Source organism: Burkholderia sp. AcTa6-5, assembly GCF_017815075.1.
Lineage (GTDB): Bacteria > Pseudomonadota > Gammaproteobacteria > Burkholderiales > Burkholderiaceae > Burkholderia > Burkholderia sola.
In genome coordinates, this window is record NZ_JAGIQE010000017.1 from 39,900 (window position 1) to 65,811 (window position 25,912).

The 25,912-nt window shown below is 67.2% G+C and carries 23 protein-coding genes; 11 read left to right on the top strand and 12 right to left on the bottom strand.

Going from position 1 to position 25,912, the window contains the following annotated elements; all coding sequences use genetic code 11:
- Positions 1-3 precede the first annotated feature (3 nt).
- Both J8I33_RS22225 and J8I33_RS22230 read left to right on the top strand, forming a co-directional pair.
- On the top strand, positions 4-600 hold the full coding sequence (locus J8I33_RS22225) for a UbiX family flavin prenyltransferase (RefSeq protein WP_050013078.1): 597 nt from the start codon (positions 4-6) through the stop codon (positions 598-600).
- A gap of 199 nt (positions 601-799) precedes the next feature.
- Positions 800-1,591, top strand: a complete 792-nt coding sequence (locus J8I33_RS22230; protein WP_124594068.1) for a class III extradiol ring-cleavage dioxygenase — start codon at positions 800-802, stop codon at positions 1,589-1,591.
- A 118-nt stretch (positions 1,592-1,709) separates the two neighbouring features.
- Here the strand turns inward: J8I33_RS22230 and J8I33_RS22235 are convergent, their stop codons facing one another.
- Entirely contained in the window at positions 1,710-3,308 is a 1,599-nt protein-coding gene (locus J8I33_RS22235; RefSeq protein ID WP_050013080.1) for an APC family permease, read from the bottom strand.
- A 420-nt stretch (positions 3,309-3,728) separates the two neighbouring features.
- On the opposite strand from J8I33_RS22235, the gene J8I33_RS22240 reads away from it, so the two are divergent.
- Entirely contained in the window at positions 3,729-3,932 is a 204-nt protein-coding gene (locus J8I33_RS22240; RefSeq protein WP_006477070.1) for a cold-shock protein, read from the top strand.
- 109 nt (positions 3,933-4,041) lie between these two features.
- Here J8I33_RS22240 and J8I33_RS22245 read toward each other — a convergent pair whose 3' ends face one another.
- The 3 genes from J8I33_RS22245 to J8I33_RS22255 form a co-directional block, all read right to left on the bottom strand.
- On the bottom strand, positions 4,042-5,292 hold the full coding sequence (locus J8I33_RS22245) for an Hsp70 family protein (protein WP_050013081.1): 1,251 nt from the start codon (positions 5,290-5,292) through the stop codon (positions 4,042-4,044).
- A gap of 187 nt (positions 5,293-5,479) precedes the next feature.
- A complete protein-coding gene (locus J8I33_RS22250) occupies positions 5,480-6,085 on the bottom strand; it encodes a nitroreductase family protein (protein WP_069619473.1) in 606 nt (201 codons plus the stop codon).
- Between the two features lie 156 nt (positions 6,086-6,241).
- The gene (locus tag J8I33_RS22255; protein WP_209926755.1) at positions 6,242-7,525 is read right to left on the bottom strand and encodes an MFS transporter; all 1,284 of its coding nucleotides are present in this window, start codon (positions 7,523-7,525) and stop codon (positions 6,242-6,244) included.
- Between the two features lie 218 nt (positions 7,526-7,743).
- Between J8I33_RS22255 and J8I33_RS22260 the strand changes: the two genes are divergently transcribed.
- Together J8I33_RS22260 and J8I33_RS22265 are read left to right on the top strand one after the other, a co-directional pair.
- Complete coding sequence (locus J8I33_RS22260; RefSeq protein WP_209926756.1) at positions 7,744-8,364, top strand: TetR/AcrR family transcriptional regulator; 621 nt, start codon at positions 7,744-7,746, stop codon at positions 8,362-8,364.
- 76 nt (positions 8,365-8,440) lie between these two features.
- Complete coding sequence (locus tag J8I33_RS22265) at positions 8,441-9,013, top strand: DUF1415 domain-containing protein (protein WP_050013085.1); 573 nt, start codon at positions 8,441-8,443, stop codon at positions 9,011-9,013.
- Positions 9,014-9,059: 46 nt separating this feature from the next.
- Here J8I33_RS22265 and J8I33_RS22270 read toward each other — a convergent pair whose 3' ends face one another.
- From J8I33_RS22270 to J8I33_RS22290, 5 genes are all read right to left on the bottom strand, one after another.
- Entirely contained in the window at positions 9,060-9,950 is an 891-nt protein-coding gene (locus J8I33_RS22270; RefSeq protein ID WP_209939083.1) for an SAM-dependent methyltransferase, read from the bottom strand.
- An 89-nt stretch (positions 9,951-10,039) separates the two neighbouring features.
- Positions 10,040-11,173: a class I SAM-dependent methyltransferase gene (locus J8I33_RS22275; protein WP_209939084.1), complete on the bottom strand. Its 1,134-nt coding sequence runs from the start codon at positions 11,171-11,173 to the stop codon at positions 10,040-10,042.
- A 135-nt stretch (positions 11,174-11,308) separates the two neighbouring features.
- Positions 11,309-11,641 (bottom strand): YegP family protein, encoded by a 333-nt coding sequence (locus J8I33_RS22280; RefSeq protein ID WP_124557592.1) that lies wholly within the window; start codon positions 11,639-11,641, stop codon positions 11,309-11,311.
- A gap of 154 nt (positions 11,642-11,795) precedes the next feature.
- A complete protein-coding gene (locus tag J8I33_RS22285) occupies positions 11,796-12,290 on the bottom strand; it encodes an LEA type 2 family protein (RefSeq protein WP_089488124.1) in 495 nt (164 codons plus the stop codon).
- 433 nt (positions 12,291-12,723) lie between these two features.
- Positions 12,724-12,933 (bottom strand): hypothetical protein, encoded by a 210-nt coding sequence (locus J8I33_RS22290; RefSeq protein WP_160300508.1) that lies wholly within the window; start codon positions 12,931-12,933, stop codon positions 12,724-12,726.
- A gap of 17 nt (positions 12,934-12,950) precedes the next feature.
- Here J8I33_RS22290 and J8I33_RS22295 point away from each other — a divergent pair, with 17 nt between their 5' ends.
- The gene (locus J8I33_RS22295) at positions 12,951-15,119 is read left to right on the top strand and encodes a M1 family metallopeptidase (protein ID WP_124557591.1); all 2,169 of its coding nucleotides are present in this window, start codon (positions 12,951-12,953) and stop codon (positions 15,117-15,119) included.
- 122 nt (positions 15,120-15,241) lie between these two features.
- Here J8I33_RS22295 and J8I33_RS22300 read toward each other — a convergent pair whose 3' ends face one another.
- Complete coding sequence (locus J8I33_RS22300; RefSeq protein ID WP_050013090.1) at positions 15,242-16,162, bottom strand: LysR family transcriptional regulator; 921 nt, start codon at positions 16,160-16,162, stop codon at positions 15,242-15,244.
- A gap of 161 nt (positions 16,163-16,323) precedes the next feature.
- On the opposite strand from J8I33_RS22300, the gene J8I33_RS22305 reads away from it, so the two are divergent.
- Together J8I33_RS22305 and J8I33_RS22310 are read left to right on the top strand one after the other, a co-directional pair.
- Positions 16,324-17,301, top strand: a complete 978-nt coding sequence (locus J8I33_RS22305) for a zinc-binding alcohol dehydrogenase family protein (RefSeq protein ID WP_176015597.1) — start codon at positions 16,324-16,326, stop codon at positions 17,299-17,301.
- A gap of 23 nt (positions 17,302-17,324) precedes the next feature.
- The gene (locus J8I33_RS22310) at positions 17,325-17,477 is read left to right on the top strand and encodes a DUF1427 family protein (RefSeq protein WP_080334215.1); all 153 of its coding nucleotides are present in this window, start codon (positions 17,325-17,327) and stop codon (positions 17,475-17,477) included.
- Positions 17,478-17,496: 19 nt separating this feature from the next.
- Here the strand turns inward: J8I33_RS22310 and J8I33_RS22315 are convergent, their stop codons facing one another.
- Both J8I33_RS22315 and J8I33_RS22320 read right to left on the bottom strand, forming a co-directional pair.
- Positions 17,497-18,525, bottom strand: a complete 1,029-nt coding sequence (locus J8I33_RS22315; protein WP_050013092.1) for a transporter — start codon at positions 18,523-18,525, stop codon at positions 17,497-17,499.
- A 212-nt stretch (positions 18,526-18,737) separates the two neighbouring features.
- A complete protein-coding gene (locus tag J8I33_RS22320; RefSeq protein WP_209926760.1) occupies positions 18,738-19,709 on the bottom strand; it encodes a phage tail protein in 972 nt (323 codons plus the stop codon).
- A 121-nt stretch (positions 19,710-19,830) separates the two neighbouring features.
- Here J8I33_RS22320 and J8I33_RS22325 point away from each other — a divergent pair, with 121 nt between their 5' ends.
- The 3 genes from J8I33_RS22325 to tagF all read left to right on the top strand — a co-directional run bounded on the left by J8I33_RS22325 (position 19,831) and on the right by tagF (position 25,908).
- Positions 19,831-20,676, top strand: coding sequence for a M15 family metallopeptidase (locus J8I33_RS22325; RefSeq protein WP_050013094.1), 846 nt, complete (start codon positions 19,831-19,833; stop codon positions 20,674-20,676).
- Positions 20,677-20,977: 301 nt separating this feature from the next.
- On the top strand, positions 20,978-24,922 hold the full coding sequence (tssM, locus tag J8I33_RS22330; RefSeq protein ID WP_209926762.1) for a type VI secretion system membrane subunit TssM: 3,945 nt from the start codon (positions 20,978-20,980) through the stop codon (positions 24,920-24,922).
- Positions 24,919-25,908 (top strand): type VI secretion system-associated protein TagF, encoded by a 990-nt coding sequence (gene tagF / locus J8I33_RS22335; protein ID WP_050013096.1) that lies wholly within the window; start codon positions 24,919-24,921, stop codon positions 25,906-25,908. Before tssM ends, tagF begins: the two co-directional genes overlap by 4 nt.
- The last annotated feature ends 4 nt before the right edge of the window (positions 25,909-25,912 follow it).

The following is a 25,912-nucleotide window of genomic DNA, read 5'->3' on the forward strand; positions in this document are numbered from 1 at the left end:
TCAATGGCATCTCCCAGCGCGCCGCCACGCCGGCTGATCGTCGCGATCACCGGCGCCACCGGCGCGATCTACGGTGTGCGGCTGCTCGACCTGCTGCGCGCCGCCGGCGGCGTCGAAACGCATCTGCTGATCTCGAACGCCGGCTGGCTCAACATCCAGCATGAACTGAAGCTGCCGAAGGCCGATGTCGAACGCCGTGCGGACGTCGTGCATTCGGTGCGCGACGTCGGCGCGACGATCGCGTCGGGCTCGTTCGCGACCGACGGCATGGTGATCGCGCCCTGCTCGATGAAGACGCTGGCGAGCGTCGCGCACGGGCTGTCCGACAACCTGATCACGCGCGCGGCCGACGTCACGCTGAAGGAACGCCGCCGTCTCGTGCTGATGGTGCGCGAAACGCCGTTCAACCTCGCGCATCTGCGCAACATGACCGCCGTCACCGAAATGGGCGGCATCGTCTTCCCGCCGCTGCCCGCGTTCTACGCGATGCCGAAGACGATCGAGGAACTCGTCGACCAGACCGTCACGCGCGTGCTCGACTTATTCGCGCTCAGCGCCCCGCTCACGACGCCGTGGGCCGGCATCCGGCACGCGCAGTAAGCCATCCTTCTGCGCGGATCTCCTTCTATTCGCACTGCAACTCCATCGATTTCTCACCTTTGGATGCGAATCCGCATTCGAGCGCCGGTCGTCGCCGCGATTATCAACAAACAAGCGTCAATCAAATTCTCGGTCGCCGATTTATCAATGCACGGTACGCGCTTATAGTCACAGGCAACCCCTTTTGCAGGTCACCACCATGAACCGCTTGCCTTCGCTCTACCTGTCCCACGGCGCCCCGACACTGCCGATCGACCCGGCGCTGCCGTCCGGCGCGTTCACGCACCTCGGCGCCGAGTTGCCGCGCCCGCGCGCGGTGCTGATGCTGTCCGCGCACTGGGGCACGCAACAGCCGGTCGCGAGCGTCGCCGCGCATCCGGACACGATCCACGATTTCTACGGTTTCCCGCAGGCGCTGTACGACATCCGCTATCCGGCGCCGGGCGCACCGGATGTCGCCGAACGCGCGGCCGCGCTGCTGAACGCGGCCGGCATCGCGACCGCGACGACCGAACACGGGCTCGATCACGGCGCGTGGGTGCCGATGCTGCTGATGTTTCCGGAAGCCGACGTGCCGGTCGCGCAACTGTCGATCCAGCCGCGCGCGAACGCCGCGCATCACTTCGCGCTCGGCCGCGCGCTGCGGCCGCTGCGCGACGAAGGCGTGATGGTGATCGGCTCGGGCCAGATCACGCACAACCTGCGCGCCGCCGATTTCGGCGCGGCGCCCGAGGATGCGGACCCGCGCGTCGCCGAATTCACCGACTGGTTCGAGGCGAAACTCGCCGCGCGCGACGTCGATGCGCTGCTCGACTATCGCCGGCAGGCGCCGCACGCGGCGCTGATGCATCCGACCGACGAGCACCTGCTGCCGGTCTTCACGGCACTCGGCGCGGCGGATGACGACTACCGGCTCGGCATCCAGTCGCTCGGCACGTACCAGCGCGTGCTGGCGATGACGAACTACGTGTTCGCGAACGCCGACGCCTGAACCCGGACGGCGGTGCAACCGCCGAGCCAGTCAGCAAAAAGCCCGCCCGAGTATCGCGCTCGGGCGGGCTTTTTTGCACTGCATCCTGCCGCCGCCGAATCCGGCGACAGGTCACGCGTCAGACACCGACCCCTTCGAGGATCTCGTCGTGCGACTCGCGCTCGTCGAGATACTGGGTCCGGTAGCCGGTATTCACGCCCCAGAAGTAGAACACCAGCGAAATCGCCGCGACGATCAGCATGTCCCAGCCATACGGCAGGTAGCCATGACCGCCGAACTCCTTGCTGCCGATCAGCGACAGCACGGCCATCGTCGGCAAGTATGCGACCAGCCACCACGCGGCCTTCAGGTCGGCGCCCCAGCCGGTCCAGCCCGACTTCGCCTGGAAGTAGAAATACACCGGCAGCGCGACGATCATCAGCAGGATGATTTCGCCCGTCAGCGGCCACTTCGCCCAGTACAGGATCAGCGACGCGCATACGAACGCGAACGGCGCGATCAGCTTCATCAGCGGAATCGACAGCGGGCGCTCGATGTCGGTCGCCGAACGGCGCAGCGCCATCAGGCTGATCGGGCCGGTCAGGTACGAGATCACCGTCGCGACCGAGATCACCGCCGCGAGCGAGCTCCAGCCGCGGAAGAAGAACAGGAAGATGAACGACACGAGCAGGTTGAACCACATCGCCTGGCGCGGCACGCCGTAGATCGGGTGCACGTTGCCGAACATCTTCGGCATCGTGTTGTTGCGCTCCATCGCGTAGATCATGCGGGTGGTCGTCGCCATGTAGGTCGTGCCGGTGCCGCTCGGGCTGATGAACGCGTCGACGTACAGCAGGATCGCGAGCCAGTTCAGGTTCAGCGCGATCGCGAGCTCCGCGAACGGCGACGAGAAGTTGAAGTGCTCCCAGCCCTTCGCGACGTCGGCCGGGTTCACCGAACCGATATACGCCATTTGCAGCAGCACGTAGATCACGAGTGCGAGCAGGATCGACGTGATCACCGCGAACGGCACGCTGCGCGACGGATTGCGCGCTTCACCGGCCAGGTTCACCGGGCTCTGGAAGCCGTTGAACGCGAACACGATGCCGCTCGTCGCGACCGCGGTCAGCACGGCCGACCAGCCGTACGGCGCAAAGCTGGCATTGGATGCGGTGCCGAGGTTCTCCGAATGGAAGCTCGACAGCATCAGGCCGAGGATCGTGAGGCCGGGGATCAGGAACTTGAAGATCGTGATCGCGGTGTTCGCCCGCGCGAAGGCCTTGACGCCCCAGTAGTTCAGCATGAAGTAGACGACGACCAGCACGGCCGACAGCAGCAGCCCGAGCGTCTGTAATTCACCGTTCACGAACAGGGCGTGCGCCCACGGATACGGCCACGTGCTCATGTACTGGATCGATGCTTCGGCCTCGATCGGGATCACGGATACGATCGCGATCCAGTTGGCCCATGCGCTGATGAAGCCCACCAGCGAACCGTGCGAGTAGCGCGCGTAACGCACCATGCCACCCGATTCGGGGAACATCGCCCCCAGTTCCGCATACGTCAGCGCAATCGCGAGAATCACGACGGCGCCGATGATCCATGCGCAAATCGCCGCCGGACCGGCGATCTTCGCGGCCTTCCAGGCACCGAACAGCCAACCCGAGCCGATAATCGAACCCAGCCCCGTCAGCATCAATGCAAACGGGCCGATGTTCCGTTGAATAGAACTCTTCACATCCTCTCCTGTGTCTCAAAAAGCATGGTCGGCCTGCGATCCGGGATCGGCTCGGAGCGCGCCGCGCACGCATTCTTGGGGAGGAGGGTTACCCGATCGGGGCAACCCGTCCACGCGGCGCGTAGTTTAACGGTTGCACCTCGAACGTGGCGCCAAAATCGATCGACCCCTACAAAAAATTCGCATCGCTTGCAAGCTTTGTAAACCAGATATCCGCAATAACCCTGAGAGCATGGGAATACGGTTGACCGTCAGAAGGATTAGCCGTATAAAGGACTTCGCAGGATTTCAAGCGGCGAGTGAATTGGTTCTTTCGTAGTTCGCCCATCAACGGTACTCCGGTTGGTCCTATTACCCCTTCCTTGATTTTCCGCACCCCATGGGCCTCGGCCCCGTTTTATTTTTTTAGGAACAAGTAACATGGCAACCGGTACCGTCAAGTGGTTCAATGACGCAAAGGGCTTCGGCTTCATCACCCCGGAAGGCGGCGGCGACGATCTGTTCGCGCACTTCTCGGAAATCCGCGTCGAAGGCTTCAAGACGCTGCAAGAAAACCAGAAGGTTGAATTCGAAGTGAAGACGGGCCCGAAGGGTCTGCAAGCTGCGAACATCCGTCCGGTCTAAGCTTGGCGCGATTATTCGTGTAAAAAAGCCCCGCTTCGGCGGGGCTTTTTGTTTTTGCGCGCCGGTCGTCCTACATGGTGGCGCATGGCGGCCGGTAGCCGCCCGCCGTTCAGCCGAACAGTCGCTGCGCGTGAATGCCGAGCCCCGTCGCGACACTCGCGAGGCGATCGCCGAACACCGGCTGCGCATCCGGGAACGCACCGGCGAGCGCGCCGGACAGGAATGCAAGCCCCGTCGAACCGCCGGTGAAATACAGCGCACCGACGTCGCGCGGCGCCACGCCCGCGAGCCGCACCGTCTCGCGCGCGGCGTCGACGATGCGCGCGGTATCGTCGCGGCTCGCGTCGACGAGGCGATTCGCGTCGAATGCGATCAGCAGATCCTCTTCCACGTCGTTCAGGTCGATCATCGTCTCCCCACCCGCCGCGACGCCGATCTTCGCTTCTTCCGCACGCGCCATCAGCGCGTGCCCGAGCCGCTGCTCGACCACGCTCGTGAGCCGGTCGTACTGCCGCACGTCCTGGTACAGGTGCTTCATCAGCTTCAGCTCGCCGACGCGCTTCGGCGTGTAGACGGTGTTGATCAGGTGCCAGGTCGCGAGATCGAAGTAGATCTTGTTCGGCAGCTCGCGCCCTTCCGGGTCGAGCGAACGGTAGCCGAATGCGGGCAGGATTGCCGCCAGCTCGACACGCCGGTCGTAGTCGGTGCCCGCGACGTGCACGCCGTGGTGCGCCAGCACGTCGTCCTTGCGCTCGAGCCGCGCCATCCGCGCCGGGCCGACGCGCACCAGCGAGAAGTCGGACGTGCCGCCGCCGATGTCGGCGACCAGCACGAGACGCTCGGCCGGCTGGCGCGATTCGTAGTCGAATGCGGCGGCGATCGGTTCGTACTGGAAGTGAACGTCCGCGAAGCCGACCGATTGCGCGGCCGCCTCGAGCTGATCCTGGGCGAGACGGTCGGCGCGCGGATCGTCGTCGACGAAGAACACCGGCCGGCCAAGCACCGCGCGGCCGATCGGCGCGCCCGCACGCGCTTCGGCCTTGCGCTTCAGGTGCGTCAGAAAGCGCGCGATGATTTCGGTGTACGCGATCGCGCTGCCGTCGCCGAGATCGGTCGTCGTTTCCGCGAGCGGCGAGCCGAGGATGCTCTTCATCGAGCGCATCAGCCGGCCGTCGAAACCGTCGATATAGGAGGCCAGCGCCGCCCGGCCGTATTCGACCGTCTCTTCGTCGTTGTTGAAGAAGATCGCGGTGGGCAGCGTCAGGTGGTCGCCCTCGACGGGCGCGAGGCGCATGCCATCGCCGTCGGGCAGCGCCACGGCGGAATTGGACGTGCCGAAATCGATCGCGCAGTAAGTCATGGGAAATTGCCGCAGCAGGCCGGCGCGAAAACGGAAAGGACCGGCTTTTTAACATGAAGCCCGCGGGATCACAACCGGGGCCGGCCACCGGGGCCGCGCAACGGGCGCCGGTGGCGACGGCGCACGGCGTGGCGCGCCGGAAACGGGCGCGGACAGGATGCGCGACGCAGCCTGCCCACCCGCGGGGTCAGGCCGCTGCGTCGAAGCTCTTCTTCCACGCACCCGCGTAGACGACTTCGCCGAGCGCGTGGCGCGTGCGCGGCGCCTTCTCGCGATCGCGCAGCACGGGATCGAGCTTGTCGACATTGCCGTAGTGGCCGAGCGAAATGATCGACACGATCGCGACATCCGCCGGAATCGCGAACGCGTCGCGGAATGCCTTCGCGTCGAACCCGCTCATCTGGTGCGCGGCGAGGCCGAGCGCGTGCGCCTGCAGCACCAGCGACATCGCGGCGGCGCCGGCGTCGTACAGCGCGGTCGGCGCCGGCTCGCCCTTCGGCGTCAGCGTGTGCGCGGTGACCGCGATCAGCACCGGCGCCGGTGCATTCCAGCCCTGGTTGAACGGCACCAGCGTCGCGAACGCGCGCTTGAACGCGTCTTCGTCCTGGGTGCGATCGAATACGATGAAACGCCACGGTTGCGCGTTGTACGCGGACGGGGCCCAGCGTGCCGCTTCGAGCACCGCGTGGAGATCGCCGGCGCTGACGGCTTCATCCGAATACGCGCGGGGGCTCCAGCGGCCCGCGATCAGATCGTGAATCGAAACAGTGGTGGGAGCAGGTTTGACGGACATGCGGTTCCTCGCTGACATCGATGAAGGGGCGCGAACGCCCGGCGAACCGCAAGCATACCCGCTTGAGCGACAGCGCGCCCGATCCTGCCGCGCTATGCAAATCGCCGCGCGTGCAATGGCCGACCGCAGCGTGTGCGGCCGGCCGGTCCGCCGCGCTCAGGCCGCCTGCGCGGCCGCGCGCGACGGGCCGCGATTGATCCGCAGCACGATCAGCGCGCCGACGATACACAGCCCGCCCGAGATCATCGATGCGATCGTGTAGGTGCCGAGGCTCGCGCGCAGCAGCCCGGCGCCGAGCGCCGCGAACGCCGCGCCGAGCTGGTGGCCGGCGACGATCCAGCCGAACACGACCGGTGCGGCGGCCTTGCCGAACACGTCGGTCGCGAGCCGCACGGTGGGCGGCACGGTCGCGATCCAGTCGAGCCCGTAGAACATCGCGAACAGCGGCAGCCCGAAGAAATCGATCCCGAACGCATGCGGCAGGTAGATCAGCGACAGCCCGCGCAGCCCGTAGTACCAGAACAGCAGCACGCGGTTGTCGTAACGGTCGGACAACCATCCCGACAGCGTCGTGCCGAACAGGTCGAACACGCCCATCGCCGCGAGCAGCGACGCGCCCTGCACTTCGGTCATCCCGTAGTCGCTGCACATCGCGATCAGGTGCGTGCCGACATAGCCGTTGGTGCTCGCGCCGCAGATGAAGAAGCTGAAGAACAGCAGCCAGAAGTCGCGCGAGCGGCTCGCCATCAGCAGCGTGCGGAACGCGACCGCGAGCGGATTCTCCTTCGTCGCATCGGGCGCCGCCGGCGTATCGACCGGCTCGCCGTACGGGCGCAGCTTCACGTCGGCCGGCCGCTCGGGCAGCAGGAACGCGACCAGCGGAATCACGATCGCGGCCGCCACCGCGACGACCAGCACGACCGGCCGCCAGCCGTGGCGCTGCGCGATCGCCGCGAGCATCGGCAGGAACACGAGCTGGCCGGTGGCCGTGCTCGCGGTCAGGATCCCCATCACGAGGCCGCGCCGCGCATGGAACCAGCGCGTGACGAAGGTCGCGGACAGCGTCAGCGCGACGACGCCCGTCGAGCAGCCGACCATCAGCCCCCAGATCAGTACCATCTGCCAGCTCTGCGTCATCATCGACGACAGCGCGACGCCCGCGCTCATCGTCACGAGCGCGGTGAGGATCGTCGGACGCAGCCCGAAGCGCTGCATCGCGGCGGCTGCGAACGGGCCCGTCAGGCCGTACAACGCGATGTTCACCGAAATCGCCAGCGAAATCGCCGCGCGGCTCCAGCCGAGTTCGCGTTCGAGCGGCACCATCAGCACGCTCGGCGTCGCGCGCGTGCCGGCCGCCGCCAGCAGGATCAGGAATACCACCGCCGCCGCGAGCCATCCGTAATGGAAGCGCCCGCCGATTCGTGTCACTGCCCAGTTCATCTTCACGTTCTCCAGTTGGCGGTTCCGGCGCCATCGCACCACGCCGCCCCGACCAGGCCACCTCCGCCGCGCATTTCAACATCGGCTGACCCGGGCCGACGCTTGGCATTCGTCTGTCGATCCGGCCGCGATTGTTACCGACCGGTCACAACTGTGTTGCGATCGTAGTTACCAGTCGGTAACATGTCAAGCAATCCATTACGTAGTCGAGGGCCATCATGTCGGGCATCGAGGTCGCCAAACCGCTGGCGCGGCGCACGCGCCGGCCGATCGACGGCGCCACCGCGCAGGAGCATCTGCTGCGTGCCGCCGAGGAGCTGTTTTACAAGGAAGGGGTGCGCACGGTCGGCGTCGAGGCGGTGGTGGAACGCGCGGGCGTCAACAAGATGAGCCTGTACCGCCAGTTCTCGTCGAAGGACGAGCTGATCCTCGCGTATCTGGAACGGATGGACGCGTGCTTCTTCGAGCGGCTCGACACGAGCGCCGCGAAGCATCCGGGCCAGCCGAAGGCGCAGTTGATCCAGTACTTCGCCGATCTCGCCGAGCGCGCGACGCAAAAGGACTATCGCGGCTGCCCGTTCGTCAACGTGGCCGCCGAATTCCCGGATGCGTCGCACCCGGCGCGCGAACGCGTCGCGCAGAACAAGGAGCAGCTGATGAAACGGCTCGTCGCGCTATGCGAAAGCGCCGGCGCGCGGCAGCCGAAGGCGCTCGCCGATGCGCTCGCGCTGGTGGTCGAAGGCATCTATGCGGCCAGCCAGACCTACCGGCATGGCGAAACGCCGATCGGCACCGCGCCCGCACTCGTCACGCAATTGATCGAGGCGGCCTGCGCGTGACGGGCCGCGCGCGTTCGTCCCCGGCGCGCCCGCTACAATGCGGCCCTCTTCGCCCTTCCGCCCGACTGGTATCACGATGACCGACACCCGCCCCGATTCGCACGACGACATCCTCGCCGCCACGCGGCACTGGCTCGCGCGCGCGGTGATCGGGCTCAATCTGTGCCCGTTCGCGAAAAGCGTCTACGTGAAGGAACAGGTGCGCTACGCGATCAGCGAAGCGACGACGCTGGAGGACGCGCTCGCCGAACTCGAAACCGAGCTGCGCGCGCTGGAAGCGGCGGACCCGCAGCAGGTCGATACGACGCTCGTGATCTACCCGCACGCGTTCGCCGATTTCGTCGACTACAACGATGCGCTGTTCTTCGCCGAGCGGCTCGTGCGGCAATTGCGGCTCGACGGCGTGCTGCAGATCGCGAGCTTCCATCCGCAATACCGGTTCGACGGCACCGAACCCGACGACATCGAGAACTACACGAACCGCGCGCCGTATCCGATCCTGCACTTGCTGCGCGAGGACAGCATCGCACGCGCGGTCGACGCGTTCCCGGACGCGTCCGCGATCTACGAAAAGAATCAGGAAACGCTGCGCCGCCTCGGCCACGAAGGCTGGCGCGAATGGATGCGCCGGCCGGGCGACGACGTGTGATGCGGCGTGCCACGCGCGGCGCGGGCGCCATGCCCGCGCGACCGCGTCAGCCTTCGGCCGGCTCGACGGCGGCGTCGCCCGCCGCGGCGGCTTGCGCGACGAAGAAGCGCTCGTTCAGCTCGGCCAGCCCGAACATCGCGAGGATCTCGTTCAACCGCTCGCCCGGCTTGCGGCGCGGCAGGTTCTTGTACTGCGCGATGATCAGCTCGTTCTTCATCGAATGCTCCCAGCCGACCAGCTCGGTCACGCTGACCTGGTAGCCGTGCGCCTCGAGCTGCAGGCAGCGCAGCACGTTGGTGATCTGGCTGCCGAATTCGCGCGTATGCAGCGGATGCCGCCACACCTCGGTCAGCGCATTCGCGAGCGACTTGCCCTTGTTCTTGCGCAGCACGCCCGCGACTTCCGCCTGGCAGCACGGCACCAGCACGATGTGCTGCGCGCGCTTCCCGAGCGCGAAGCGGATCGCGTCGTCGGTCGCCGTGTCGCACGCATGTAGCGCGGTGACGACGTCGACCGTGTCGGGCAGTTGCGGCGACGTGATCGAATCGGCGACCGACAGGTTCAGGAACGACATGCCGCCGAACCCGAGCCGCGCGGCAAGCTCGGTCGAGCGCGCGACGAGTTCTTCGCGCGTCTCGATGCCGTACACGTGCGACGCGAACGCCGGTGTGCCGTGCCCCGGCTGCTGCTTGAAGAACAGGTCGTACAGGATGAAGCCGAGATACGACTTGCCGGCGCCGTGATCGACGAGCGTCACGTGGCCCTTGTCGGCCTGCACGCCGGCGAGCAGCGGCTCGATGAACTGGAACAGGTGATAGACCTGCTTCAGCTTGCGGCGGCTGTCCTGGTTCAGCTTCCCGTCGCGGGTGAGGATGTGCAGTTCCTTCAGCAGCTCGACGGACTGCTCCGGGCGGATTTCGTGGGTCTTGTTCGACATCGTGAAGCGCCGCCGGGCCACGGTCGGTCGACCACGGCCCGGCGGCGGAAATTCGTGAGGAATGGCGGTAGTTTACCGAAAATACGCGGTCAGGCCCGGGCGCCGAGCCGCCACAGCGACGTGACCTCAGCGCGACGCGCCGCATGCAGCGGATCGTCGGCGTCCGTCGACTTCGGATGCGCGGGGCGGATGTCGTCGCGGCCGAGCACGACGAGGCCGGCTTCGTCGATCCATTGCAGCAGGGTGTCGCGCGGCCGCAGCCCGAGATGCTCGGCGAAATCGGACAGGATCAGCCAGCCCTCGCCGCCCGGCTCCAGATGCGCGGCGAGCCCCGCGAGGAAACCGCGCAGCATGCGGCTGTCCGGGTCGTAGACCGCGTATTCGATCGGCGCGCTCGGCCGGGCCGGCACCCATGGCGGGTTGCAGACCACGAGCGGCGCACGGCCGGTAGGAAACAGGTCGGCCTCGACGATCTCGACCTGGCCCGCATGGCCGAGCCGCGCGACGTTCTCGCGCGCGCAGGCGAGCGCGCGCGGATCCTGGTCGGTCGCGACGACGCGCTCGACGCCGCGCGACGCGAGCACCGCCGCCAGCACGCCGGTGCCCGTGCCGATATCGAACGCGAGCGACGTCGCCGGCAGCGGCGCACGCGCGACGAGCTCGACGTATTCGCCGCGCACCGGCGAGAACACGCCGTAGTGCGGATGAATCGGCGCGCCGCCGAGCGCTGGGATCGGCACGCCCTTCTTGCGCCACTCGTGCGCGCCGACGAGGCCGAGCAGTTCGCGCAGCGACACGACCGACGGCGCGCCGCCGGGGCCGTATGCCTCCTCGCAGGCCGCCCGCACGTCGGGCGCGCGGCGCAGCGGGATCGTGTAATCGGCGTCCAGCGGGATCAGCAGCATGCCGAGCGTGCGGGCGCGCTGCGATTGCGCGAGACGATGCAGGTTGAACGCCTCGACGCCGGCCGCGGCTTTCGCTTTCTTCGGTTTGCGTTCGACACGGCGCGCCATCGCCTGCAGGAGCTGGCGCGCATTCTGGAAGTCGCCCTGCCAGACGAGCGCGGTGCCCTCGCAGGCGAGGCGGTAGGCCGCATCGGCCGTGAGGCGGTCGTCGGCCGGCACCGCGCGCTTCGGCGGTTGCACGCCGGCTTCGGAACGCCAGCGCACGGCATGATCGACGCCGTCGGCGTCGGTCCAGTGGAAAAGGGGGAAATCGGTCACGCGAACTCGGTACGGTTGGCTTCAACGGCGGCGAGAATTCACCGCGCGGACCACACCATACCGCGCTTTGCCCGACCCGGCAAAAACAGGCGCCGCGACGGTCGCCCGAAGGCATCCGCGCGGCGCCACCGTCAATCAGCCGAGATCGTAGGTTTCCGCAGTGGGCGCATCGCGCTTGACGGCCGCGATGCCGTTGTCGCGTGCCTGCGCGCTGCTGTACGTTTCGCTCGTGCCGATGACCTGGTGGTTCGCTGCCTTCAGGTTGAACATGGGCTCACCGTTGTGGGCGAGCTTGCGCTCGTAGCGCTCGTCGAGCGGCGCGTTTTCCCGCACGGACGCGATCCCGTTTCTCGCGCCGCTTTTCTCCTCGTACCGCTCGCTCGCGAGGATGATCTCGCCGTTCGCCGACTTCAGGTGGAAGTAGTACTGGCCGTTCGTGGCCTTCTTGAGCTCGAATTTTGCCGCCATGGAATTCCCCTAAAAGAATGTCCGACCCTCGGACATCGACAAGTGTAAGGGGGTCCATCGACCAAAGTCGACATCTCGCGAAGATAAGCGTCAAAGACTGTCAAATGGTGAATTTTCAGACACATTTGGCCGCCGTTGAAGTCCGCCGAACGATCTATCCGCCCCACCCCGGCAGGGTCGGCAGGCGCAGCGTGCCCGCGTCGCTGAAGTGTACGGTGCCGAGCCCGCTGCCCGCGAGGCGGCCGCGCAGCGCATACGGCAGTTCGCCGTTCGCGGCCGCACCGGGCAGGTTCCACGCCTGCCGCGCAGCCGCGAACGCCGACACCGAAACCGGCACGTCGAGCACGGCCTCGCCGAACCGCGGCACGGTGCCCGCCCGGTCGCTGACGCCGCTCGCGAACGGCGTGCCGTTCAGGTCGAGCGAGACCGAGATGCCGTCGTAGTCGATCGGCGCATCGGTCGGATTCTGCACGCGCAACTTCAGGCTGAAGCGCATCTCGAGACCCTGCCCGACGAGCGGGTCGAGCCCGGCGACCGACACGCGCACCGGCTCGCGCATGAGCCCCGCGCAACCGCCCAGCAGGAACCCGACGACGAACAGCAGCAGCACGGCGCGCAGCGGCGCGAGACGGGACAGGGTGCGTGGCATGGGAAGGTCTCCTCGCGGCAAGCGGTGAACGGGGCGCGTCGCTGCATTGTACCGACCGAGCCTGTACCGGCCGTGCCGCCCGTCACCGGATTTCGTAGTTTCCGCGGCAACGCAAGATCGTTAATAGATTAAAACTACGAAATTTCCGGCTAAACGGAAAGCGCATTAATGACTTCCAGCATTCAATGAAGCGCCCGGAATTCAATAGATGCTCTTTCTAAATTTTTCGTTTCCTTTACCCAAAACCATCAAGTATATTTACGCATCCTTGGAGCAAGCCGACAAACCTTGAAGCCGCATGACGGCGAATTTACGGGACGGCGACACGCTGTCCATCCGTCCTGCGGCCTGGCCCGGCCAGCCCCGTAGGTCGTCGGTTCAAAGGGATTGCGCGCCCGCGCCGGGCGCGCGGCCCCGTGTCGTGCGCGCGAAATCAATTCAGTACAACACGCGCCCGGCCATTTTGAACCGGCCAGTTAAACGACATCCGGAAATTCAGAGGGGGCAGTAAACCATGATTACCTTCACGTAGTCGGCCGCCGTCTTTTTCGAATAATCCGTCATTGGCATTTTTTCGCTGTTGATTAAACGGCGAGGGGATCGCTTTTGCCGGTGTTTTCGCAGCACTGAACGATTCATTCAACAATCGAGGTTTCAGTCATGTCGATTCATATTCGCAAGATGCGTTATCTGCCGCTCGTCGCCGCACTCGCGCTAGCCGGGTGCGGCGGCGACGACGGCGGTGCGGGCTCCGCTTCCGCGCTCAGCTCCGCCGGCGCGCCGCATACGGGCTCGTCGCCCGCCGTCACCGCGCCGCCGAGCGCATCCAACGTCGACAAGAGCGTCTCGCCTGTCGAATTGCCGGACACCGTGGTGCCTGTGAACTACCGGCTGTGGTTCCGCCCGAACGACGCGTTGAACGCGTTCGACGGCCGCGCCGACGTCGAGATCAAGGTGCTGAAGCCCGTCAACAACATCGTGATCGCCGGCCACCGGATCAAGTTCACCAACGGCCGCATCACGCTGCAGCCGGGCAACATCCAGCTGATCGCGACGCCGCAGGACAAGGGCGACTTCTATCAGCTGCGCCCCACTGCCGGCACGATCGCACCGGGCAACTATTCGCTGCACATGGAGTGGTCGGGCATCATCAACTTCAAGTCGTATGACGATCCGGTCAACCAGACGGGCGGCAGCTGCGGCGACGATCCGTACCCGGGCTGCTCGGCCGCAGAAGGCGTGTTCCGCGTCGACCTGAAGGGCACCGATGGCAAGACGAGCGGCGCGATCCTGACGCAGGGCGAAACCAACCTGTCGCGCCAGTGGTTCCCGGGCTGGGACGAGCCGGCGTTCCGCCCGACCTATGAAGTGACGGCCGAAGTGCCGCAGAACTGGCGCGTCGTGTCGAACGCGGCCGAGAAGCCGTCGACCAACGTCGGCGGCGGCTACAAGCTCGTGCAGTTCGAGAAGACCCCGCCGATGCCGTCGTACCTGCTGTTCTTCGGCGGCGGCCTGTTCGACACCTACGAGGACGACTTCACGAGCCCGCTGCCGGGCGGCAAGGGCGGCCTGCACCTGCGCGTGTTCACGCCGCCGGGCATGAGCGACTGGGCGAAGCCGGCGATGGACCGCACCAAGCAGGCGCTCGACTACTACTACCGCTACACGGGCATCCCGCTGCCGCTGACGAAGTTCGACACGGTGGCCGCGAACGACGCGTTCAAGGAGCAGAAGGACCTGAATTTCGGCGGAATGGAGAACTGGGGCTCGATCCTCGAGTTCGCCGACGACATCCTGCCGCAGCCGGGCCAGCCGATGTCGCGCTACGGCAACGAAGTGCTGACGCACGAAGTGGCGCACCAGTGGTTCGGCGATCTCGTGACGACCGACTGGTGGGACAACGTGTGGCTCAACGAATCGTTCGCGACGTTCTTCGAGACGAAGACGACGATCCAGTTCTTCCCCGACGAGTTCAGCTGGCTCGACCAGGTGAAGAACAAGTATCGCGTGATCAATCGTGACATCGGCCCGAACGCGTTCCCGGTCGCGCCGAACTTCAACGACTGGGCGTCGAACGACTTCGTGCTGAGCGCGAGCGCGTTCACGTACGACAAGGGCGGCCACGTGCTGAAGACGCTCGAGAACTATCTCGGTGAGCAGACGCTGCGCAAGGGTCTGCAGCAGTACCTGGTCGACTACTCGTTCGGCAACGGGACGCCGAAGCGTCTGTGGGACGCGCTGTCGAAGGAAAGCGGCCAGTCGGTCGGCCCGATCGGCGACAGCTACGTGCGTCAGACCGGCGTGCCGCTGATCTCGCTCGACACGCAGTGCGACATGACGAAGAACCAGACGATCGTCACGCTGAAACAGCAGCCGTTCCCGAACAAGAACGCGTATCCGGGCCTGCAATGGACGGTGCCGATCACGCTCGCGTACGGCCAGGGTCTCGCGAAACGCACGACGCTCGCGCTGAAGGACACGCAGGCGCAGACGCGGATCGACGGCTGCACGGGCGTGGTCGCCGACCCGAGCGGTCTCGACTACTACGTCGTGAACTACAGCGACGCGGCGTGGAGCGGGCTGCTCACGCAGGTGAACGGCTCGACCGATCCGGTGCTGCTGGCAAACCTGAAGAGCGAAGCGGCGCTGCTCGTCGCGAACAACCTCGCGCCGGCTTCGCGCTCGACGTCGATCGGCTCGGTCGCTTCGCCGGCCGCGATGAAGCTGCGCCAGACGCCGACCTTCGGCGGCATCGAGCCGGTGACGAAGGAACGCCCGGCACGGCAATACCAGGGCCTCTTCAAGCCGCGCAAGGTAGTAACGCAGTAACGGTGCAGATCCGGTCGGCGCCGCGCGACCCGCGGTGCCGGCCGGCGTACCGGTTTCTCCGACCTGTTGACGGGCCTCGCATGCGAGGCCCTTTTTTCATGCGGCACGGCGTTCGCCGGCCGTCACGCCCATGCGGCATCCCACGCCGGCTGCGCGAACCACGTGGCGAGGAACGCGACGAGCCGCGACGTGCGCGCACTGCCGCGCGGCTGCTGACGCAGCACGTGAATCGTCGCCGGCTCGGGCGCCGCCGCGTACTGCGGCAGCAGCGCGCGCAACCGTCCGTCGCGCAGCGCGTCCGCCACGAGCCAGGTCGGCAGGTGCGCGAGACCGAGCCCGTCGATCGCCGCCTCGAGCAACGCTTCCGAATGATTGCTGCGAAACCGCGGCTGCGCCGGCACGTGACGGCGCTCGCCGAAGCGCCATGCGCCGGGCGGCGGCGCGCCATGCCACGCGAGACAGTCGTGGCCGGCGAGCGCGTCGGGCGAGGCGGGCTCGCCGCGCCGGGCGAGGTAGGCCGCGCTCGCGCACAGCACGCGCCGCTGCGGCGCCAGCACCGTCGCGACGAAACGCGTGTCCTCGAGCGGGCCGATGCGCACCGCGAGATCGACGTCGGAGCCCAGCCGTGCGCCCTGCAGGTCGACCATGCTGTCGGTCAGCACCAGGTCGACCTGCAGCGCCGGATGGCGCTGCATGAACGCGGCCAGCGCAGCCATCAGGTGCCGCCGGCCGAACGGCGCCGGACAGTCGATGCGCAGCAGGCCGCCCGGTTCGTCGTGCTGGCTGTGCAGGTCTTCCTGTAGTCCGCGCAGTTCGGCCAGCATGCGGGCCGCGCGCCCATATAGAAGCTGCCCGGCCTCGGTCGGCCGCAGCGCGTGCGTGGTGCGATGCAGGAGCCGGATGCCGAGCTGCGTCTCGAGCCGGTCGATGCGCCGCGTGACCGACGACGCGGCGACGCCGAGCCGGCGCGCGGCCGCCGAGAAGCTCTGCTGGTCGACCACGTCGACGAACAGCGCGAGGTGCGGGGAAAGGAAGTCGTCCATGCGGGGGCCTGCTGATTTGGCTATGCGGATAACGCAAAACAATCATCCGCCTTTGCACGTTTCCGTGTCAAACCGGGCCCACTAGACTGCATTCACCGGTTTCATCCGCCGCACGCGCCGGCCCGCCGGGCCGGGCAGCCGCCATCTTCACGGAGATCATCATGCGCAGCATCCGCTTCGACACCCCCGCCGCCGACATCGAGTCGCTCGACGCGCGGGTCCGGGACATCGCCCCGCCCGTACCGGCCGACGGCCAGGTGCTGATCGAGGTGCGCGCGGCCGGCGTGAATCCGAGCGACGTGAAGGCCGCGCTCGGCCGCATGCCGCATGCGGTGTGGCCGCGCACACCCGGGCGCGACTGGGCCGGGATCGTGCGCAGCGGCCCCGACGACTGGATCGGCGCGCCGGTGTGGGGCTCGGGCGGCGATCTCGGCGTCGGGCGCGACGGTTCGCATGCGGAATGGCTCGTGCTGGACGCCGCGCACGTGCGTCGCAAGCCGGGCGTGCTGACGCTCGACGAGGCGGCCGGCGTCGGCGTGCCGTTCGTCACCGCGTACGAAGGCCTCCGTCGCGCCGGGATGCCGACGGCCGACGACGTCGTGCTCGTGTTCGGCGCGAACGGCAAGGTCGGTCAGGCCGCGATCCAGCTCGCCACCGCGCGCGGCGCGACCGTGATCGGCGTCGAGCGCGGGCCCGGCGACTATCGCGGTCACGCGTCGGGCGACGTCCACATGATCGACGCGTCGAGCCGCGCGGTGGCCGACGCGGTGCGCGAGTTGACCGGCGGCCACGGCGCGGACGTCGTCTACAACACGGTCGGCAGCCCGTATTTCGACGCGGCGAACGCGTCGATGGCGATCGGCGCGCGGCAGATCTTCATCTCGACGATCGAGCGCAGCGTGCCGTTCGACATCTTTTCGTTCTATCGCGGCCAGCACACGTTCGTGGGCATCGATTCGCTGCAGCTCGGCGCGGCCGCGGTCGCGCAGATCCTCGACACGCTCGCGCCCGGCTTCGGCAACGGCACGCTGCGCCCGTTCCCGATCGGCGACGACTACGTGTACCCGCTCGAGCGTGCGCACGACGCGTATCGCGCGGTGCTGGCCGGCGCGCGCGAGCGCGTCATCCTCAAGCCCTGACGCCGGACCTACAGGAGACCGCCATGATGGATTACGTGACCTCGCTCGCGGTGGGCATCGGTGTCGGCGTGTTGTACGCGCTGCTGCACGTGCGCTCGCCGGCCCCGCCGCTCGTTGCGCTCGTCGGCCTGCTCGGGATGGTGATCGGCGAACGCGCGATCGCGCTGCTGCGTTGATGCGACGCCCGATGCCGCGCTAGCGATCGTCGCGGCGTCGGAACGCCCACCACGCGGCCAGCGCGGTGAAGCCGGCAACGAGCAGCACCATCAGCCAGAAGCCGTGCTTGTTCTCCGAGAACGGCACGCCGCCGACGTTCATCCCGAAGAAGCCCGCGACGATGTTGATCGGCAGCGCGATCACGGTGACGAGCGTCAGCGTGAACAGCGTCCGGTTGTTCTGCTCGTCGAGGCGCGAACCGATCTCTTCCTGCAGCAGCTTGATCCGCTCGTTGAGCCCCGCCAGATCGGCGAGCACCAGCGAGAATTCCTCGGTCGACTCGCGCAGCTCCTGCACGTCTTCCGTGTGCAGCCACGCGGGCGGCTTCGCGAGCAGCCGGAAGACCGAGCCGGGCTCCGGCGCGAGCATGCGCTGCAGGCGCGTCAGCGTGCGGCGCATCGCGCCGAGCTCGCTGCGGCTCGACGTGAGCCGCTGCGACAGGAAGCGATCCTCGATGCGGTCGACGTCGATGCTCGTGCGCCGCATGATCTGGATCAGCAGGTCGGCCTGATCGCGCAGCAGATGCACGAGCAGCTCCGCGGGCGAGCGGAACAGCTCGCCGTCGCGCACGGACGCGCGCAGCGTGTCGACCGAGCGCAGCGGCTTGAGCCGCGCGGTCACCATGATGCGCCGCTCGACGTGGACGAACAGCGTAGCGATCTCCGACGGCGTGAGTTCGAGGTTGAACATCACGTCGTTGACGATCGCGCGCAACGCGCCGTCCTCCTGCTCGATGCGCGTCGAGCGCGAGCCTTCGTGCAGGAATTCGAAGAAGCTGTCGGGCAGCCCGAGATGCGTGCGCATCCAGCGCTCGCTCGCGCCGTGCGCGAGATTGAAATGCAGCCAGACGAAATCGCCCGATGCGGCCGCGCCGTGCTCGCGGCACGTGCGCAGCCACGCGGCGGCCGCGTCGGCATCGAGCAGCGCGCCGGCGCCGCCCGGAACGAAGCGGAATCCGCACACCATGCCGGACGTATCGGCGCCGTAAGTCTGTACGATCAGGTCCATCGTGTCGAAGGGGGTGCGGCGCGCGGCGCGCCGCACATCGCGGGTCGCGGGCCCGCGCCGGGAAAAGAAAGGAAACGTATGCCCGACGGGCGTGACGCGTTCGTGACAGCGTCACGCGGCATCATACCGGCAGCTTCTCCGCGCCTCCGAAATCAACGCGCCGCCCGATGGGCGGCGCTGACAGGGAAGCATCGTGGCGTGCGCGACGCGCGTTACTGCCGCGTCTCCGACTGCGCGGCGCTCGGGCACGCGGGATCCTTGCCCCAGTGGCCGTCGCACACGCGCCAGCGGCACAGCTGATCCTCGAAGAAACCGCGCTCCGAACACTCCTTCACGCGCGTCCCCAGCGAGCCGCCGGTCGCGGCCGTCTTGGTCGGCACGGCCTGCGCCTTCTGGGCGGCGAGTTTCTTGTCGGCCGGCTTCGTGCGCGCGACGAGCGCGGCGAGCAGATCGGCATCCGGATCGTCCTTCGCGCCCGCCTTCGCGGTTCGGGCCGGCGCCGCTTCGCGGCGCTTCTTCGCCTGCGCGAGCTCGGCCTGCTGTTCCTTGCGATGCTTGCGGGCTTCGGCCTTCGTGTCGGCCTTCGCATCGGTCTTGCCGTGGGCCGCGGCCTTCGTGCTCTTCGACGCGTCGGCCTTCGCCGTCTTGGTCGTCGCCGCTGCCGCGGCCGCCGCCGTTGCGGCGACGCCGGCCGTGGCCGCCGCGCCCGAACCCTCGTCGGTGCCGTTGGCGAGCGCACGCGACAGGCGGCTGTTGTCCGCGGCGGAAGCGGATGCGGATGCAACGGTCTGGGACGCCGAATCGTCGTTGACGATCGTGGCCGGTTGCGCGGCCGGTGCAGCGGATGCGCCATTCTGCGCGACCTGCACGGCGGCGCCGCTGGCCGGTGCGGCCTTGGCCGGCGCAGCCGCCGCCGGTGCCGGCGCGGCCGCGATCGCGGCAGGCTGCTCGCCCGGCGACTGCTGCATGCGCCACGCGCCCCAGCCGCCGACGGCCACGACCAACGCCACGACGGCGGCGATCGGCGCCTTCAGCGAACGGCGCGGCGGCTCGGCGGGCGGCGTGACACGCCCTTCCAGATCCGCGAGAATGCGCGACTGCCGAGGTCCTCCCTCGCCTGCCGGTTTAGTATCGGACAGCAGGCTGGGCGGAGTTTTCGAATTTGAATTTTCCGGCGCACTCATTCAGCGTCTCATTGAATCCTGGTTTAATTCACCGCGATAATATAGCCCGGCCTCTCGAAGCAGCCTGATTCTAAGAGCAAGCATTGCAAAACACAATCAATTCCAATTTCCGGGGATTTCGTTGATTGCCGTCGCACTCGTCGCCTATTTCGCCCTTGCCGTCGCCATCGCGGCACTGTTGCTTTTACCGGGTATCCGCGCGACCGTTTTCGAATCCGTGGCCCAGTTTCACGGCCGTCTCACGCGCCGTGCGAACGCTCGCGCCGCCCGCGCGCGGAGTCAGATTGTTAAATCGGCAAGCGTGACGCGCGGTGCATTTAGTGACGTGCAAAATTTACTGGTTCGGCGGCGCTTGATGATTATGGTGTCGGCAGGTATTCTTGCGACGCCGCCATTGGTGGCCATTGCGTTACGCGGTCGGCAATTATTTCAGTACGACGACACCGCGCGCGTGCCCGACGAGAAGATCGCCGCGCTGTTGCAGGGCGAACAACTCGTGCCGCCGCCGCCGTTGCCGCCGGAAGTCTTTGCCACGAAGGAAGTCGAACAGGTCCGCCCGGCGCTGAAGGACGCAAGCCGCGACTGGAACCTGCTGGACCCGGATTTCCGGACGCGTTTGCTGCTGGTCTACAAGATCATGCACGAACAACATGGTTACGAAATGGCGCTGCTGGAAGGCTACCGGAGCCCGGAACGACAGAACCGGCTCGCGCAGATGGGCACGAACGTGACCAATGCGGCGGCCTTCCAGAGTTATCACCAGTTCGGGCTGGCGGCCGACAACGCGTTCCTGCGCGACGGCAAGCTGGTCATTTCCGAGAAAGATCCGTGGGCGATGCGCGGCTACCAGTTGTACGGCCAGGTCGCCGAGCAAGTCGGCCTGACCTGGGGCGGCCGATGGAAAATGATGGATCTCGGGCATGTGGAATACCATAAACCCGGTTTTAAACTGGGACGCGGCAGCTAGTCAGCGCTGCCGGACAAGAAATAATGAGGGCGGCATGGGGCTTTTTAATCACCCGGCAGGAAACGATTTGGGCGGCGCAAACAATCGGGCATTCCGGTGCGCGATTTTTTCCGGCCGCCGCTTCCGTTTTAAATCTCACAGCGTCCTTTCGTTAATGCGCGCGCCTGCTCCGATGCCGCGAGCGCATTGATGCCAGCCTCCTTCATCCTGTTTGACAGCATGGCGACACATCGCGGCGCCACCCTTGCCGCTCGGCGCGCCTGCGTCGCCTCATCGAATCGCACCGGAACCTGAACGTCCTATGCAACGCATCCTCAACGTGCTGACTCATCCGCGTACGCTCTCGATCGTCGGGATCGTCGCGCTAGCGGCCATCCTGTTCATCGTCGCCGACATGTTGCAGCTGCCGCTCCTGTGGGCGGCGATCGCGTTCGCGGCGGTCCTCGCGCTGTGGCTCGTCGTCGCGCTGTGGCGCCGCTGGCGCGTGAAGCGCGCGAACCAGCAGCTCGGCCAGGTGCTGGAAGAGCAGGCGGAAACCGGCAAGATCGCCGCACCGGCCGCCGCCGCGCTCGCGCCGGACGCGAAGACGGCCGACCTCGACGTGCTGCGCACGCGCCTGTCGGACGCGGTGAAGACGATCAAGACGTCGAAGATCGGCCAGGTGTCGGGCGGCTCCGCGCTGTATGAACTGCCGTGGTACATCGTGATCGGCAACCCGGCCGCGGGCAAGAGCAGCGCCGTGCTCAATTCCGGCCTGCAGTTCCCGTTCGCGGACAAGAACAGCGCCGTGATCCACGGCATCGGCGGCACGCGTAACTGCGACTGGTTCTTCACGACCGAAGGGATCCTGCTCGACACGGCCGGCCGCTATTCGGTGCACGAGGAAGACCGCAGCGAGTGGCTCGGCTTCCTCGGGCTGCTCAAGCGCTACCGTCCGAAGGCGCCGATCAACGGCATCATCGTCACCGCCAGCATCGCCGAGCTCACTGGCAATCGCCCCGAATTCGCGATCAACCTCGCGAAGAACCTCCGCCAGCGCGTTCAGGAGCTGACCGAAAAGCTGGAAGTGTTCGCGCCGGTCTATGTGATGTTCACGAAGGCCGACCTGATCACCGGCTTCACCGAATTCTTCAGCAGCAGCGACAAGCACGAGTACGACCGCGTGTGGGGCGCGACGCTGCCCTACGAGCCCGACGACAAGCGCGACGTCGTCGCGCAGTTCGACACGCACTTCGAGGAACTCTACGAAGGGCTGAAGGAAATCAGCGTCGCGCAGCTGTCGCTGTCGCGCGGCAACCAGCTGTCGCCGGGCCAGCTGAGCTTCCCGCTCGAATTCTCGACGATCAAGCCGTCGCTGCGCGCGTTCCTCGCGACGCTGTTCGAGAACAACCCGTTCCAGTACAAGCCGATCTTCCGCGGTTTCTACTTCACCAGCGCGCTGCAGGAAGGCGAAACCAACAGCGCGGCCGCGCAGCGCATCGCGCACCGCTTCGGCCTCGACGGCAGCGCGCTGCCGAAACCGCACAGCGCGTTCTCGAAGAACGGCTTCTTCCTGCGCGACCTGTTCTCGAAGGTGATCTTCGCCGACCGCCAGACGGTGCGCCAGTTCGCGAGCCCGACCAAGACGCGGCTGCGCTACGCGACCTTCTTCGGCTTCGTCGCGGCGCTCGCGCTCGCGCTCGGCGGCTGGACCTGGTCGACGATCGGCAACCAGCAGCTCGTGTCGAACGTGCAGGCCGACCTCGACAACGTCACGCGCCTGCAACAGGGCCGCAACGACCTGCAGTCGCGCCTGCAGGCGATGGACATCATCGAGGACCGGATCGAGCAGCTCGAACAGTTCCGCCGCGACAAGCCGCTGTCGGTGTCGCTCGGCCTGTACCAGGGCGACCGTCTCGAGCAGCACCTGCTGACCGAGTACTACAACGGCGTGCGCCAGATCCTGCTGGCCCCCGTGTCGCAGAACCTCGCGTCGTTCATGAAGGACGTGAACGCGCACCCCGAGCAGCTCGTGCCGATGACGCGCCCGCCGGAATCGGGCGCCGTGCAGGGCGGCACGATGCCGGTGTCGACGAACGCGGCAGGCGCCGCGCCGCAGGCCGGCGCCGTGCTGGCCGCGTCGGGCGCCGCGCCGGCCGCCGCCCCGCAGCAGCCCGCCGCGCCGCAGGGCGGCCTCTACAGCGACGCGTCGCCGACCAACGTGCAGGACGCGTACAACGCGCTGAAGACCTACCTGATGCTGTCCGACAAGCGTCACGTCGAACAGGCGCACCTGACCGACCAGCTCGCCCGCTTCTGGCGCGGCTGGCTCGAGACGAATCGCGGCAACATGCCGCGCGACGAGATGATCCGGAGCGCCGAGCGCATGATCTCGTTCTACCTGTCGCGCGTGAACGACAACGACTGGCCGATGATCGACGCGAACCTCGCGCTCGTCGACCAGACCCGCGAGAACCTGCGCCGCGTCGTGCGCGGCATGCCGGCCCGCCAGCGCGTGTACGAGGAAATCAAGGCCCGTGCGTCGACCCGCTTCGCGCCGATGACCATCGCGCGCATCGTCGGCGACGGCAACCAGGGGCTCGTGGCAGGCAGCTACGCGATTCCGGGCACGTTCACGCGTGAAGCGTGGTTCGACTACGTGCAGCCGGCGATCCGCGATGCGGCGACCAAGGAACTGCAGGCGAAGGACTGGGTGCTCAACACGTCGACGCAGGACGACCTGACGCTCGAGGGCAGCCCCGAGCAGATCCAGAAGACGCTCGTCGGCATGTACAAGACCGAGTACGCGCAGCACTGGCAGAAATTCATGCAGGGCATCGCGGTCCAGGGCTTCACCAGCTTCGGCCAGGCCGTCGATGGGATGAACCGCCTCGGCGACCCGCAGGATTCGCCGATCCGCAAGATCCTCGAGACCGCGTACGACCAGACGTCGTGGGACAACCCGTCGCTCGCGAACGTGACGATCAAGAAGGCGCAGACGGGCGTCGTGAACTGGGTCAAGCAACTGTTCACGCGCTCGCAGGCCGGCCAGATGGCGGCAGCCAACATCGACATCAACGGCAATCCGGCCGAGGTGCCGATGGGTCCGATCGGCCAGGAATTCGTCGGCCTCGCGCGGATCGTCGCGACGCATGACGGCACGTCGATGCTGAAGGGCTACATGGAGTCGCTGTCGAAGGTCCGCACCCGCTTCAACGTGATCAAGAACCAGGGCGACCCGGGGCCGGGCGCGCGCCAGCTGATGCAGCAGACGCTCGACGGCAGCGGTTCGGAACTCGCCGATTCGCTGAAGCTCGTCGACGAGCAGATGCTGACGGGCCTGACCGATTCGCAACGCAAGTCGCTGCGCCCGCTGCTGGTGCGGCCGCTGATGCAGGCGTTCGCGGTCGTGATCCAGCCGGCCAGCGCCGAAGTCAACAAGGTGTGGAACGCGCAGGTCTACCAGCCGTTCCAGAGCTCGCTCGCGACCAAGTACCCGTTCGCGGCGAACGCGAAGGTCGAGGCCGGCGCCGGCGAGATCGCGCAGGTGTTCGGCCCGGACGGCTCGATCGCGAAGTTCGTCGGCACGACGCTCGGGCCGCTCGCGGTGCGCCGCGGCGACACGCTCGCCGCCCGCACGTGGGGCGACATGGGCATCGGGCTCACGCCGGACTTCACGAACGGCTTCGCACGCTGGGTCGCGCCGCTCGCGGGCGGCGCCGCCGGCAGCGCGGCCGCGTCGTCCGAGCCGCAGACCGTGTTCCAGATCCTGCCGCAACCGAGCACGGGCACGACGGAATACACGATCGCGATCGACGGCCAGCAACTGCGCTACCGCAACACGCCGCCGCAGTGGACCAACTTCGTGTGGCCGAACCCGCAGGGCGCGCCGGGCGCGACGCTGTCCGCGACGACCTTCGACGGCCGCACGGTGCAGCTCGTCAACGAGCCGGGCCGCTACGGTCTCGAGAAGCTGATCAACTCGGCGCAGCGCAAGCGCCGTCCGGACGGCACCTTCGACCTGACGTGGGCACAGGGCAGCGTGAACGTGTCGGTGACGATGCGCATCATCAGTACGTCGCAACCGTCGGCCGGTGGCGGCGACCAGCCGCAGCAGCAAAGCCTGCGCGGCCTGCAGCTGCCGTCGTCGGTCGCCGACGCGAGCGCAGGCGCCGCGCAGAACGCGACGCAAGCCGGCACCGGCACGCCGGGTGCCGCGCCGGCCGTCGCGGCCGCCAACGCAACGAATGCACAGAGGGCGCAATGACGCAAACCGTACAGGCGCAAATCGCCTACTTCGGCAAGATTCCGTCGCGCGGCGACTTCGTGAAGAGCGCGCACAATCCGCAGCTGCTGCAGACGCTCGATCGCTGGATCGCGCAGGCGCTCGAGCTGCTCGCGGAAGATCCGCGCTGGAAGATCGTTTACGAGGACGCGAAGCCGATGCATTTCGCGTTCCTCGGTTCGCGCAGCAAGCTCGCGATCGCGGGCCACATGGTCGCGAGCCACGACGTGTCGATGCGCCGCTTCCCGTTCCTCGGCGCCACCGCGCTGGAGGTCGACCGGCCGCTGGCGTTCCTCGCGCGCAGCCCGCTCGCGTTCGCGCGGCTGTGGTCGCGCGTCGCCGCGCAGATCCCGCCGCTGCTCGGCAAGGACGAGCCGCCCGGCGCGCTGCAGGCGCTCGGCGACACGCAGGTGCCGATCGACGTCGGCGGCCCCGGCACGTCGCATGACGGCACCTTCAACGATTTCGTCGAACACCAGTCGCTGCACGGCCTGCAGGAGATGCTGCTCGAAAGCGGTCATCCGGTGCGGCTGCGCGGCGCGATGCTCGCGCTCGGCTCGCTGCTGCGGCCGGTGATGCAGAGCGGCTCGTCGCACATCGAACGCGGCCTCACGCTGCCGCTGCCGGTCGATCCGTTCTACCGCAGCCTCGTCGCCGCGTTCTGGCTCGAGCTGATCGCGCCGTTCGTCGCGCAGGCCGACTTCGAGCTGGCGATCTTCATCGGCACGATCGCCGAACGCGAACGGCTCATCATCGGCTTCAACGGCGCGTCGGCGAAGACGCTGCTGAGCGTCGTCGACCCGCAGACCTACGCCGCCCACAACATCGACATCGACGATCCCGAGTGGATCGACGCCCATGCGCAAAACGATCACCAGATCAGCAAGCTCGTCAGCTACCTCGACCAACCGCAACTCTCGCTGCGTGTCGCCATCGACGCGTTCCGCGAAGCGTTCATCGGAGGCTGACGGC

Coding starts and splice junctions, on each gene's coding strand:
- J8I33_RS22265 (WP_050013085.1), top strand. CDS start 8,441: ATGACCGACACCCGCCCCGATTCGCACGACGACATCCTCGCCGCCACG.
- J8I33_RS22295 (WP_124557591.1), top strand. CDS start 12,951: ATGTCGATTCATATTCGCAAGATGCGTTATCTGCCGCTCGTCGCCGCA.
- J8I33_RS22270 (WP_209939083.1), bottom strand. CDS start 9,950: ATGTCGAACAAGACCCACGAAATCCGCCCGGAGCAGTCCGTCGAGCTG.
- J8I33_RS22260 (WP_209926756.1), top strand. CDS start 7,744: ATGTCGGGCATCGAGGTCGCCAAACCGCTGGCGCGGCGCACGCGCCGG.
- J8I33_RS22240 (WP_006477070.1), top strand. CDS start 3,729: ATGGCAACCGGTACCGTCAAGTGGTTCAATGACGCAAAGGGCTTCGGC.
- tagF (WP_050013096.1), top strand. CDS start 24,919: ATGACGCAAACCGTACAGGCGCAAATCGCCTACTTCGGCAAGATTCCG.
- tssM (WP_209926762.1), top strand. CDS start 20,978: ATGCAACGCATCCTCAACGTGCTGACTCATCCGCGTACGCTCTCGATC.
- J8I33_RS22280 (WP_124557592.1), bottom strand. CDS start 11,641: ATGGCGGCAAAATTCGAGCTCAAGAAGGCCACGAACGGCCAGTACTAC.
- J8I33_RS22300 (WP_050013090.1), bottom strand. CDS start 16,162: ATGGACGACTTCCTTTCCCCGCACCTCGCGCTGTTCGTCGACGTGGTC.
- J8I33_RS22230 (WP_124594068.1), top strand. CDS start 800: ATGAACCGCTTGCCTTCGCTCTACCTGTCCCACGGCGCCCCGACACTG.
- J8I33_RS22255 (WP_209926755.1), bottom strand. CDS start 7,525: ATGAACTGGGCAGTGACACGAATCGGCGGGCGCTTCCATTACGGATGG.
- J8I33_RS22305 (WP_176015597.1), top strand. CDS start 16,324: ATGCGCAGCATCCGCTTCGACACCCCCGCCGCCGACATCGAGTCGCTC.
- J8I33_RS22320 (WP_209926760.1), bottom strand. CDS start 19,709: ATGAGTGCGCCGGAAAATTCAAATTCGAAAACTCCGCCCAGCCTGCTG.
- J8I33_RS22250 (WP_069619473.1), bottom strand. CDS start 6,085: ATGTCCGTCAAACCTGCTCCCACCACTGTTTCGATTCACGATCTGATC.
- J8I33_RS22225 (WP_050013078.1), top strand. CDS start 4: ATGGCATCTCCCAGCGCGCCGCCACGCCGGCTGATCGTCGCGATCACC.
- J8I33_RS22315 (WP_050013092.1), bottom strand. CDS start 18,525: ATGGACCTGATCGTACAGACTTACGGCGCCGATACGTCCGGCATGGTG.
- J8I33_RS22285 (WP_089488124.1), bottom strand. CDS start 12,290: ATGCCACGCACCCTGTCCCGTCTCGCGCCGCTGCGCGCCGTGCTGCTG.
- J8I33_RS22310 (WP_080334215.1), top strand. CDS start 17,325: ATGATGGATTACGTGACCTCGCTCGCGGTGGGCATCGGTGTCGGCGTG.
- J8I33_RS22245 (WP_050013081.1), bottom strand. CDS start 5,292: ATGACTTACTGCGCGATCGATTTCGGCACGTCCAATTCCGCCGTGGCG.